The following is an 11,450-nucleotide window of genomic DNA, read 5'->3' as shown; positions in this document are numbered from 1 at the left end:
GAAAGAACCTGGGCGCTCGCGGCTGGCGCGAGCCAGCCGCCGAGCAGCACTGCCGCAAGGACACGTCGCGTACTCAGATGGATCACAACTCTCCTCCGTGTGACTCCGGTTGGCGCGGAATCGATCGCCTGAAACAAACGGGTTCTGACTTGCCGGAGGGACGCTACGCGGGGGGAGGTGCGCGGCCGTTGATCGAGGCCTGATCGGTGAACGCCCCCGGCTCGTCGCCCCGCGCCGTGATGGCGCCGGCGGGCGGCAGTTCGGGGGCGAGGGAATCGGCTGCCGGAGTCAGCCCAGGCCCAGCCACGCCCGCGACGCACGTCGTGCAGTGCGTCCGGGATTTCAGCTCGCAGGAAAGATCGTGGTGCAGGAAGGGGCCCGACGCGAGGACCAGCGCGTACGTCAGCAGGGCGAGCGGCAAGGCGCTGCGCCAGTGCGATCGAACGTGTCGGACACGGCCAGCCGACATAGCCATGATTATAGGGCGAAACTTATACTGCAAAGGTGCTCGCCCTGCCGCTGCGGGATGTCATACCGTCCCGAACCGCGCCGTTTGTCACCATCATCCTCATCCTGTTGAACGCGGGGGCCTTCTTCGTCGAGCAGACCCTCACCGAGCCCGACCTCCACGCCGTGGTCATGACTTACGGGCTGGTGCCGGCGTCTTTCAGCGCGGGCTCGCTCCTGACGTCGATGTTCCTGCACGCCGGCTGGCTGCACTTTCTCGGGAACATGCTCTACCTGTGGATTTTCGGCGACAACATCGAAGACCGGGTCGGCCACTGGCGTTTCCTGCTCTTCTACCTGGCGTGCGGCAGCGCCGCCGCCTTCGGCCAGATCGCCGCCTCGCCCGACTCGCTCGTGCCGATGGTGGGGGCGAGCGGAGCGATTGCCGGCGTGATGGGCGCCTACGTCGTGCTGTTCCCGCACTCACGCGTGCTGACGCTCGTGTGGGTCATCCTGTACGTCGAAGTCGTGGAGATCCCGGCGCTGTTCTTTCTCGGCTTCTGGTTCGTGATGCAGTTGCTGAGCGGCGTCGGCTCGCTCGGCGTTCGCGGCGGCGGGATCGCGTTCTGGGCGCACGCGGCCGGCTTCCTCGCGGGGATGGCGCTCGTCTCCGTCCTCAGGCGCCCGGAGCGGGAGCGGATCGAGTGGATTGAGTAGAGAGGCCAGGTACGACAACCGCACGGCGCGCCAGCGGCATCGACCTGCCCGCGGAGGGCCGCCGCTACGACTTCTTCCGCCGAATCTCCCGCGAGACGCGCGCGAGGTCGATCATCGCCCGCTCGAACTCCTTCGCGTACTCGTCGGGCGCCATGAGCACCTTGCGCGCGCGGAGATCGTCCACCTGCACCTGAAGCACCGCCTGGCGCTGGAGCAGTTCGGCCAGCGCGGGGTCGGCCGGGGTCGCCGCCTCGGCGCCATCGAGGAACGTGCGCGCGGCGGTGGTGCCGTCCGTGCCTTCGCCCCCGGCCCACTTCCCCACCCGATCGCCGTTGTCGTCCAGCATCGCGCGCTCGATCGGCAACTGCCCGCCTCGCTCGTACTGCTGCTTCACGCGCCGGCTCGCCGCGCTGAACGCCTCGAGCACCGAGATCCGGCCGTCCTTGTCGAGATCCGCGGCCGGATCGGTGAGCGACCCGATGAAGTGCTCGGCGAAGATCGTGTCGAACTTCTGCGCCGGGGTCTCCGTGGCGGTGACGATGATGCGGCGGGGCCCGGAGAGGCGCTCGAGGAACGGCATGCTCGCGCCGGTGGTGTTGACGAAGAGGACGCGCGCGCGCAGCGGCCGCAGCAGATCGCGCCACTCGTTCGTGTCGAGATCGGGCCCCACCAGGTTGAACTTCGCCTCGACTCCGTCGAACGATCCGTGCCCGAGCAGCACGATCATCACCAGGTCCTGGGGGCCCGTCTCGCGCGCGAGCCGCTCGAGGGCGGCGCTGATCCGCTCGCGCGTGGCGGGCTGCGCGTCGGCGCCCTCCCCGGCGAACACCTCGACTCGTTCCGCGTCGAACGCGAGCTTCTCGCGCAGCACGGACACCAGCGCCTGCCGCCACGTCGTCAGCTTCGCGGCGTAGGCCTCGCCGCCGGCGGCCCCCGCGACGACCAGCGCGTACCGCTGCGGCCCGCCTGGGGCCTGTCCGGCCGTGGCCTGTCCGCCCGCAACGTGTCCGGTCGTGGCAGCCACGACACCGAGCGCCCAGCACACGACGGCCGCACGGGTCATCGCAGCCCCCAGTGCCGGCGCAGCGCCCACTCGAGCGACAGCAGCAGGATCAGCCCAACGAAGGTCCAGGGGCCGTGCCACAGTTCCTGCGTCCCCACGGCGGGCGCGGCGTCGGCCCGTGCCTGCAGCGCCGGCCCAATCTGAGCGAACTCCCGCTCGGTGAACTGCCGCCCCCCCGTCGCCTCGGCGATTCGCGCGAGCAGGTCGTCACGCCGCCGCGGGTCGGCGGTTTCCAGGTCCGCGCCGCCGGCAAACACGTCGCGCGCCGCCGACGACATCCGCTGGGACGCGCGCCGCGCGGTCGCCGACACGCGAAACAGGCCGCGCCTGGCAGGCCGCCACGAGACGGTGTACCGGCCGCGCGCCGCATCGGTCAGCGAGGCCTTCAGCACCTCCTCGGCTCCGCGCTCGTCCCGCACGGCGATCTCCACCGTCGCGTCACGAATCGGCGCGAACCGGTCGTCGCGCACCGTGACGCCAATCGTTGCCGGGGCGCCCGGCTGCGCGTCGGCGTCCACGTCGAGCGCGACCGGATCCGGTGCGGGGGCGGAGAGCCATCGCGCGGCCTGCCGCCAGAAGGTGTCGTACAGGCGGTCGTCGAGCGGCCGCTGCATCTTCCACCGCCACGCCGCCTCCCCAGCGAACACCATCGTGCGCCCCTCGCCGTAACGCTGCACAACCAGCACCGGCCGCGCCATCCCGCCGCTCGACGCGACGGCCAGCACCTGCGCGCCCGGGCGCGGCGTGCCCGTCGCCGCGACCCCGGCCAGGGCAGGCGCCAGGCTCCAGCGGCGAGCGGACGCGTCACGAGCCCCCTCGAGCCGCAGCATCGCGTGGCGCTGTCCCTCGGGTGTCAGGGTCAGGCGGTTCGCGCCGCCGTTCGAAACGGACGCACGCGTCGCATCGATGGCGCCCTGCCGCGATCCGACCGGCAGCAGCCCGCCGAGCGCGCCCAGCGCAAGCCCTCCCGGCGCGAACGACCGCCCGCCAAGCAGCAGCACTCCCCCACCGCGCTCCGCGACGAACGCGTCGAGCAGATCGATTTCTGCCTCGCCCAGCAGATCGCGGGTCGCATTGCCCAGGACGATGCCGTCGTACGCAAAGAGCGTCGCGCGATCGGACGGCAGGCCGGAGGCGAGCGACGCCGCGCGCGTGCCCGCCGCCTGCACGTAGAAAGTGGCTTCGCCGCGATCGTTCTGCCCCTTGCGGACGACCGCATCAAGCTCGATGAACGGATCCCCGGCCCATGCCCGCGCGAGGAATCCGTGTTCGTATCCCGGCGAGCCCTGGACGAACAGGAGCCGGCGCTTCCGTCCGATCGGCTGCACGAGCGCGCGCCTCGCATTGTTGGCCGTGACCGCCTCCCCGTCCCGCGCGGTCACGTCCACCGTGTACACCACCGCCTCCTGGCCGGCGGGAGGAAGCTCGAACGTGATCTTCGTGGGCATCCCGTCGGCCGCGGGGACGATGCGCCTGATGTCGATGGGCCGGCCGGACGCGAGCAGCCGCACGTCGACGGGATCGCGGCCGTAGCCGTGCGCGACGACGGTGGCCGTCAGCTCGACGGAGGAGCCGGGCAGCGCCTCGTGATCGAGATCGAGCGACAGCACTTCCTGGTCGCGGGGTGGCGAGGTGTCGCCGATGCCCACGGCGAACACGGCGGCGCCCGAGTCGTCCGCGATCGCGCCGTCACCGGTGTCGACACCGTCAGACAGGAGAATGATGCCGGGCACCGCGCGGTCGCGGTACCGCTCGCGTACGGTGGCGATCGCCGCCCCGATGTGACTCGTGTCGCCGTCCGGCTTGCGCGCCGCATCGAGCGGGCCGATGTCGTTGCGCAGCTCGAGCAACTCGAGGCGATAGCCGCTCAGCGCCTGCGCGAGCGGGCCGGTGGCAATCGCCACCGCCTGCTCGAAGCGCGTTGCCGCCCGGTCGCTTCCGCGCTCGGCGGGCAGATCCGCAATGGCCATGCTGCGCGACGCATCGACGACGACCGGTATCACGCTGCCCGATCGCGGCAGCGGCCGGACCACGACCGGCCGGAGAAGGAACGCCGCAATCGCCACAAGCGACAGGAGGCGCAGCGCGACGAGTGCGTTCCGCCGGCGGCTGCCGATCGGCGCGTGCGCGTAGGTCCGCAGCGCCAGCCACACAATGGCGGCGGCGGCCATCGCCAGTGCCCACCACGGCGGCGGCGAGAGGAACGTCATGGGTTGCGTCGCCCCGCGCGCGCCAGCGCTTCGAAGTACCGCGCCACCTTTGCCCGGTATGCTTCCGGCAGCGCCTCAACCGACCCCGCGCTGATCGTGTCCTCTCCCCGTCGCCCGCGCAGCCGCTGCGCGATCGCCAGGTCGCGTTGCTCGAGCGCCAGCGTGAGATCGCGCTTCAACTGCTCCCAGCGTGAGAAGTCCTGCTTGAATGACTCCAGCCCCGGCGCCGACTCGCTCCACTCGTGCCGCTCGGGCGTGGAGTCTCCGATGCCGCTCGCCGGGCGGCCGCCGCGCTGCAGGTCGCGGAGCGTCTGTTCCGCGCGCTGCATCTCGCGCCGGAGTTCCTCCTGCCCCCCCGGCTTCCCGTCACGCTGCGCGCGCTCGAGGCGCCGCGACATCTCCTCGATGCGCTCGCGCGCCGCGCGATTGCGCGCCATCTCGCTGGCCAGCCGTCGTGTTTCAGCGTCACCTGTGGCCGACAGCCGTTCGGCTGCGCGTTGGAGCGCGGACGAGAGCTGCACGGCCCGCTCGCCGCTTCGCGGCGACGGCTGCGGCTGTCGCAGGCCGTTCGCGTTTTCGCGCATCCGTTCCGCCACGCGCTGCCGCTGCAGGTCGCGCGCCGCCTGCTCGGCGGCCTGCTGCTGCCGCTGCTCTCCCCCGCCGCCCGCCAGCGCGCGCGCGGATCGCTCGAGCCGCTCCGTGCGGTCGGCCAGGCGTTCCTGTTCGTCGGCGAGACGCTGCCGCGACTGGTTCCCCTGCGCCCCCTGCGATTCCGTCTCGCGCTGCTGCGCCTCGAGGCGCCGCTGCGCATCGGCAAGCTGCTGCGCTTCCATCTGCAGCTCGCCCGCCGACAGTTGCCGCCCCTGCCTCCTCTGCGACGATTGCTCGGCGCCACGGAGACGTTCGGCGGCGCGGCTGCCGCGCTCGCTCGCGGATTCGGCGTTGTTCCGCCGCATCTCCCCCGATGATCCGCGCATTTCCTCGGCGGCTTCCCGCACGCTCTCCGACTGCTCGCGCGACTGGCCGCCGCCCTGCTGCTGCCGTTGCAGGTCGCGCGCGAGCTGCTCCGCCTGCTGCCGCAGCTCCTCCTGCTCTCGCGTCAGCCGCTCCAGCCGGCGGCGGCGCTCCTCCTCGCTCATTCGCTGCGCGGCGAGCTGCCGCTGCGCGCGCGCCAGCTCGTCCTGCCGCGCCGCCAGCTCGCGGATGCGCTTCTGCATCTCGTCGTCGCCCGACGCGTCGCGCCGGTCGCTCGTGGACTGGCGGTTCTCGTAATTCGTCTGCTGCTGGCGCAGCAGCTCGCGGTCGAAGAGCGCCGACAGATCCTGGTTCGTTCGATTGCCACCGCCCCCGCCCGCGCCGCGTTGCTGGCTGACCTCACGCCGCCGGTTCTCCGCCAGGACGCGGCCGAGCTGCGAGAGCGCCTCCATCTCGTGGGGCACCGCGTCCTGCAGTTTCCTGCGCCGCAGGGCCTCTTCGGCCCGTCCCATCGCCGCCACTGCCAGCGCCATCGGATCGCCGCCGTCGCGCGCCGCGCGACGCGCGCCACCCGCCTGCGCCTGCGCCCGCGCGCGCGCCCTGGCGTCTCCCTGCGCCGCCGCAACCGCCTTCACGTCCGCGTCGCTGCGCCCCGCGGCCGCGCGCCGGAGCAGGTTCCACGTGGCATTCAGGATGTTCTTCTGGGCTTGAATCAGGGAGTCCAGATCGCCGCCGCCCCCCGCCGCCGCCTGCGACTGCGCGAGCGAGAACTCCTGGTCGAACGGCGCAACTTCGAGCAACAGCATCTCGCTGCGCGCCTCGCGGCCCCCGCGGCGGGCCTCGCGCGCGCGAGCGTAGGCGCTCACGATGTCGCCCGGCCGGACCTTCAGGTCCTCGAGGAACAACAGGTGCCCGCCGGCGGCCGACGGGCGTCCACCGCGGCTGAGCGTCACGACCTTCCCGGGCTGCGCGCCGACGGCGTACACCAACTCCAGCGCGCCGAGGCGATAGTCATCCTCGGCGAGCGCCTCGATCTCGACTTCCTCGAGCGGTGTCACCTGCCGATCCCCTTCGGGCCGGACGATGCGGACCTCTGGCGGGCGGTCGTCGGTCACGCGCACGAAGTACTCGGCCGAAGGCTCGCTCTGCAGCCCATCGACGTCCGTGAGATCGACGCGATACGAACCGTCGTGCTGCACCTCGAAGCTCGTCTCGCGGACCTCCGGCTCCTGCCCCGGCGCGAGTGCGATCGCGCGCGCGCCCATCTTCAGCGTGCCCGACGCCACGCGCTTGCTCGCCCGCACCCGCACGGTGACGCGGGTTCCGGCCGGTGCGTAGATATCGCCGCCATCCTCCTCGACGCGCGCCGGCATCCCGGTGTACGCCGGGTATTGGTACGCCACGTCGATCCGTTGCAGGGCCGGCCGGTGCAGCACGGTCACCGTATAGCTCGCGGATCGAATACCGGCCGCCGACACGCCGTATCTGAACGAATCTGTGACCGATGGGAGCGTCAGCACGTACGACTCGCTGTCGCGCCGCATCGCCTGCCGTCCGGGACCGGTCGATGATTCGATCGTCACGAACGGGCTCGCATCGAAGCCCGCCGGCACTCCCGTCACGCGCGCGCGCAGCGTCAGCGATCGCCCCGCGACGATCCGGGTGTCTCCGGGCTCGACCGCCAGCGCCACGCGCGAGGGGAACAGCCGCATCCACGCCGCGTTCACCGCGCGTTCGAGCGGCGCCAGCGACGCGCCTCCCGTCACGAGCAGTAGTCCGCAGGCGGCGAGTCCCCGGGCGGCGGCACGCCGCAAGTCGCTGCTCCGCACGATCGAGGACGGATCCACCTCCCGCGCACGGACGGCCGCATCGGCCAGGATGGCCGGCGCAAACGCATGGCCGCCGTCGCGGACGTGCACGGCGGCGACAAGCGCATCCTCGAACTCGGGCCGCCGCTCCTCGACCAGACGCGCGAGGTGGCTGTCGTCGACGACGGCCATGGTGGGCCGCACCGCGCGCACGACCCACGCGATCGCGGCGGCCATCGCCAGCACGGCGATCGCCATGACCGCGTCGGCGGTCGGGCGCGCCAGCCGGACCGCGAGGGCGAGCACGCCAAGCGCCACCGCCACGCCCGCGACGGCCGACGATCCGGCGCGCAGCGCCGCGAGCCACCGCCAGCGTTTTCGGATCGCCCCCAGAAACGTCGAGATCTCGAGTTGCGGACTCATGTGCGCCTCACGCGCGATCCGATGACTCCCTCGGCGACCAGGGTCGCCAACATCAGCATCAATCCGTAACGCCAGAGCGCCTGTCCGCTCTCGGACGCCTGCGCGCGCCGCCGCGCCGCCGACTCGTCACCATGGCGGTCCGGCCTCCGCTTCAGCGCCCGCTCGAACGCCTTCGCCTCCATGCGCGACGGGTCTGACTCGCGCACGTCCGGGTTGACGGCGACCCGCCGGCCCGAGGCAAGCTGGATGAATCCGAGTGCCGGCGCCGTGCCGGCCGGGAGCGTGCCAGGCGTGTACTCGCGCCGTTCGGCCGCCGGCGCCAGATAGCGCGCCATCTCCTGGACGAACGGCACGAACGCGGCCTGCACCGGCAGATCGTTCCAGCGGCGATTCATGTCCGACGCGAGGAACACGATGCGCCCCCGCCCCTCCCGGCGTTCGAACAGGGCACCCGCCCCGTCGTCGAAGCGCGCCAACAGCTGCCACTCAGGCGCGCGCACGCGCCACGCTCTCGTGAAGCGCGCACCTCCCAGGCCTTCGCCAATTCCGGTCCGTGCCTGGAACAGCGGATGGCGCCGATCGAAGGACGCCAGCGCCAGCACCGCGTCTGTGCCGCGCGGTGCCAGCACTTCGAGCCGCTCCAGCAGCGTGGAAAAGCCGGGATCGCTCGACGCCACCAGCACGCCGCCGCCGTTGCGTGCAAAGCGGGCGATCGCATCGCGAGCGCCGCGATCGAGACCACGCGGGCCGAGCACGAACGCCGCGTCCGGCACCTGCGCTCCGCCAAGTGCCCCGGCCACGCCCGGCGCGGCGACCATCGCCACCTCGAAATCAGGCCGCACTTCGCCCGCGCCCAGCGCCGCGCGTACGTAAAAAGCGTCCTCCGCGCCGCCCACCACCAGCACGCGCACGGGCCGGGTCACGTCCACCGAAAGGACCCTCGCGTCGTCTGCAGGCAGCTCGTTGCCCCCGGCTGCAACGAGCACGACCTTCACGTCCCCGCCGCGCAATCCCACGGGAACGACGGCCTCGATCGTCTGCGACGCGGGCACGTCCGCCTGCGTTTCCTCAACCCGGCCGCCAGCCGACTCCACCCGCACCCGGACGCGGCGGCCGGCAACTCCGTCGTTCCTGACGGTGGCCACGATGGTGCCATCGCGCTGCACGGCGCCAAGCAGCGCGACGTTATCGAAACCTGCGGCGACCTTCACCACCTCGACAACGGCAGCCTCGGGGACGGTGACGCGTGCATCCCCCTCCGTGCCCTGCAGATCGCCAATCAGGACGATGCGGCCGGAGCCTGCGTCGGTGTCTTCGAGGACGGCCACCGCCCGTGCCATCGCACCGGCGTACTGCGTCCCGCCGACACCAGGCCGCAGGCGCTCGACGGCGTGCCTGACCGCGCCGCGATCCATCGTGGGCGGGGCGAGCAGCTCCGGCCTGTCGTCGAACGCGATCAATCCGACAGGCTCCCCGGCGGGCGCGGCGTCGATGGCCTCCAGCGCCGCCGCGCGGGCGCGCGCCCAGACGGCGGGCGCCGCCATGCTCGCGGATCGATCGAGCAGCACGACGCGCGCGCGCGCCGCCGTGGATTCGTCGCCGGAAAGATAAGGACGGGCGAAGGCCAACGCGAGGAGCAGCAGCGCGGCCATCCGCAGCGCCAGCAGCAGCCAGTCCCTGATGTGGCGGCGCTGCGCATGCTCCACGCGGACGCCGCGGAGGAGCCGCACCGCGCTGAACCGCACCTCCGGAGCCTGCTGGTTGCGGAGCAGGTGCAGCAGCAGCGGGATGGCCACGGCGGCCGCGCCGATCAGGAACGCCGGATACAGAAAGGACGGCATCACCCGTGCCTCGCGCGCGTCGAGAGGTACGCGAGCAGCGCCGTATCGAGCGGCGTGGTCGTCTCGAGCCTGACGTAATCGATGCCGGCGCCGCGGAGCTCGCGCTCGTACAGGCCGAGCATCTCGTGAAGCCGGTGGAGGTATTCCTTTCGCACCGCCGCCGGTGAGGCGAGCAGTTCGAGGTCGTCCTCCATGTCCCTGAACCGCGCGGGCTGCTCGAAGGGAAAGGACAGCTCCGCGGGGTCGAGCACGTGGAACACGATGACGTCGGTCCCGCGAAACCGGAGATGCTTCAGGCCGCTGATCGTCTCGGCCGGATCGTCCAGCAGATCGGAAATCACGATGGACATGCTGCGGCGCGCCAGCCCCTCGGCGAGCTGGTGGAGCGGCTTCGACACGTCCGTCCGGGTCCCGGGGCGCAGCCGCGACAGCGCCAGCAGCACGGCCTTCAGGTGCCCTGTCCTCGCGCTTGCCGGAAGGCGATCGACGATCTGCTCGTCGAACGCGACGAATCCCACCGCATCGCGCTGGCGGTTCATCAGGTACGCGAGCGCCGCCGCGAGGTAAGAGCCGTACGCCACCTTCGAGACCTCTCCCGTGGCGTAGGACATCGACGCGCTGACGTCGAGGAGGATGTGGCAGTCGAGGTTCGTGTCCTCCTCGTATTTCTTCACGTAGTAACGGTCGCTGCGGGCGTACACCTTCCAGTCGATGGTCGAGAGATCGTCTCCCGGCAGGTACTGGCGGTACTCCGCGAACTCGACGCTGAAGCCCTTGAACGGGCTGCGGTGCAGGCCGGAGATGAACCCCTCGACGATCGTCCTGGCGCGCAGCTCCATCGAGCCGAGCCGCGCGATGACCGCGGGATCGAGATAGCGCAGCTCCGCCGCGCGGGCCGGCGCCAGGCTAGTGCGGGCCTCATCCGCGGATCGCTCGCTCACAGCCCGCTCCGCGGCGGCGGCACGCTCTCGAGCAGCCGGTGGACGATGTCGTCGGCCGCGATCCGCTCGGACTCGGCGTAGAAGTTCGGAATGATGCGGTGGCGGAGGATCGGCGATGCGAGCGCCTGCACGTCGCCGACCGAGACGTGATAGCGGCCGCGCGTGAGCGCGCGCGCCTTCGACCCGAGGATCAGCGACTGCGACGCCCGCAGGCCCGCCCCCCATTTCACCCACTTCTCCACGAAGTCGAGGCCGTTCTTGTTCGGGCGCGACGCCGACGCGAGCCTCACCGCGTAGCGCGCGACATCATCGGAGACCACCACCTCGCGCACGAGCCGCTGGAACTCCAGGATGTCCGGTCCGGTCATGACCGTCGACGGGCGGGGCCGCTCGGCGCCGGTCGTCTCCGTCACCACGCGGACTTCGTCGTCCTCCGGCAGGTAGCTCATCACGACGTTGAACATGAAGCGATCGAGCTGCGCTTCGGGCAGCGGATACGTGCCTTCGAGTTCCACCGGGTTCTGCGTGGCGAGCACGAAGAAGGGACGATCCAGCTCGTAGGTCCGCCCGGCGGCGGTCACGTGGTATTCCTGCATCGCTTCGAGAAGCGCGGCCTGCGTCTTCGGCGGCGTGCGGTTGATCTCATCCGCGAGGATGATCTGCGCGAACACCGGGCCCTTCACGAAGCGGAGCGCGCGGTGCCCCGCCTCCTCGTCGAGGATCTCGGTGCCGGTGATATCGGCGGGCATCAGGTCCGGCGTGAACTGGATGCGCTTGAAACTGAGATCCAGGATCTCGGCGAGCGTCTTGATCAGGAGCGTCTTCGCCAGCCCCGGGACGCCGGTGATCAGGCAGTGCCCGCCGGTGAAGAGCGCCAGCAGGACCTGGTCGATCACGTCGTCCTGTCCGACGATGACCTTGCGAATCTCCGCGAGGATCCGCTCGCGTCCCTGGGCCACGCGATCCGCCATCGCGTGGGCCGCCACCTCTCCGTTCACACCTGTCAGGGGCACCTGCATGCCGCC

The 11,450-nt window shown here is 71.5% G+C and carries 8 protein-coding genes; 1 reads left to right on the top strand and 7 read right to left on the bottom strand.

The genetic code is table 11. The features are described from left to right. Window positions 1-163: 163 nt before the first annotated feature. On the bottom strand, window positions 164-421 hold the full coding sequence (locus HYU53_11375; protein MBI2221791.1) for a hypothetical protein: 258 nt from the start codon (window positions 419-421) through the stop codon (window positions 164-166). A gap of 92 nt (window positions 422-513) precedes the next feature. On the opposite strand from HYU53_11375, the gene HYU53_11370 reads away from it, so the two are divergent. Further along, window positions 514-1,164 carry a rhomboid family intramembrane serine protease gene (locus HYU53_11370; GenBank protein MBI2221790.1) on the top strand — a complete coding sequence of 217 codons (651 nt, stop codon included), beginning with the start codon at window positions 514-516 and terminating at the stop codon, window positions 1,162-1,164. 64 nt (window positions 1,165-1,228) lie between these two features. Here the strand turns inward: HYU53_11370 and HYU53_11365 are convergent, their stop codons facing one another. The 6 genes from HYU53_11365 to HYU53_11340 form a co-directional block, all read right to left on the bottom strand. After that, window positions 1,229-2,227, bottom strand: a complete 999-nt coding sequence (locus tag HYU53_11365; protein ID MBI2221789.1) for a hypothetical protein — start codon at window positions 2,225-2,227, stop codon at window positions 1,229-1,231. Further along, entirely contained in the window at window positions 2,224-4,437 is a 2,214-nt protein-coding gene (locus tag HYU53_11360) for a hypothetical protein (GenBank protein ID MBI2221788.1), read from the bottom strand. The genes HYU53_11365 and HYU53_11360 overlap by 4 nt, the downstream gene beginning before the upstream one ends. Next, window positions 4,434-7,643: a hypothetical protein gene (locus HYU53_11355; GenBank protein ID MBI2221787.1), complete on the bottom strand. Its 3,210-nt coding sequence runs from the start codon at window positions 7,641-7,643 to the stop codon at window positions 4,434-4,436. Before HYU53_11355 ends, HYU53_11360 begins: the two co-directional genes overlap by 4 nt. After that, window positions 7,640-9,484 carry a BatA domain-containing protein gene (locus HYU53_11350; protein ID MBI2221786.1) on the bottom strand — a complete coding sequence of 615 codons (1,845 nt, stop codon included), beginning with the start codon at window positions 9,482-9,484 and terminating at the stop codon, window positions 7,640-7,642. Before HYU53_11350 ends, HYU53_11355 begins: the two co-directional genes overlap by 4 nt. Next, window positions 9,484-10,323, bottom strand: a complete 840-nt coding sequence (locus HYU53_11345; protein ID MBI2221785.1) for a DUF58 domain-containing protein — start codon at window positions 10,321-10,323, stop codon at window positions 9,484-9,486. The genes HYU53_11350 and HYU53_11345 overlap by 1 nt, the downstream gene beginning before the upstream one ends. A 98-nt stretch (window positions 10,324-10,421) precedes the next feature. Continuing rightward, on the bottom strand, window positions 10,422-11,444 hold the full coding sequence (locus tag HYU53_11340) for an AAA family ATPase (protein ID MBI2221784.1): 1,023 nt from the start codon (window positions 11,442-11,444) through the stop codon (window positions 10,422-10,424). Window positions 11,445-11,450 lie beyond the last annotated feature (6 nt).

This window comes from Acidobacteriota bacterium, assembly GCA_016184105.1.
Lineage (GTDB): Bacteria > Acidobacteriota > Vicinamibacteria > Vicinamibacterales > 2-12-FULL-66-21 > JACPDI01.
Note: the sequence above shows the minus strand (reverse complement) of the source record. Positions and strands in the feature narration are given on the sequence as shown.

Coding starts and splice junctions, on each gene's coding strand:
- HYU53_11340 (MBI2221784.1), bottom strand. CDS start 11,444: ATGCAGGTGCCCCTGACAGGTGTGAACGGAGAGGTGGCGGCCCACGCG.
- HYU53_11360 (MBI2221788.1), bottom strand. CDS start 4,437: ATGACGTTCCTCTCGCCGCCGCCGTGGTGGGCACTGGCGATGGCCGCC.
- HYU53_11350 (MBI2221786.1), bottom strand. CDS start 9,484: ATGCCGTCCTTTCTGTATCCGGCGTTCCTGATCGGCGCGGCCGCCGTG.
- HYU53_11355 (MBI2221787.1), bottom strand. CDS start 7,643: ATGAGTCCGCAACTCGAGATCTCGACGTTTCTGGGGGCGATCCGAAAA.
- HYU53_11345 (MBI2221785.1), bottom strand. CDS start 10,323: ATGGAGCTGCGCGCCAGGACGATCGTCGAGGGGTTCATCTCCGGCCTG.
- HYU53_11365 (MBI2221789.1), bottom strand. CDS start 2,227: ATGACCCGTGCGGCCGTCGTGTGCTGGGCGCTCGGTGTCGTGGCTGCC.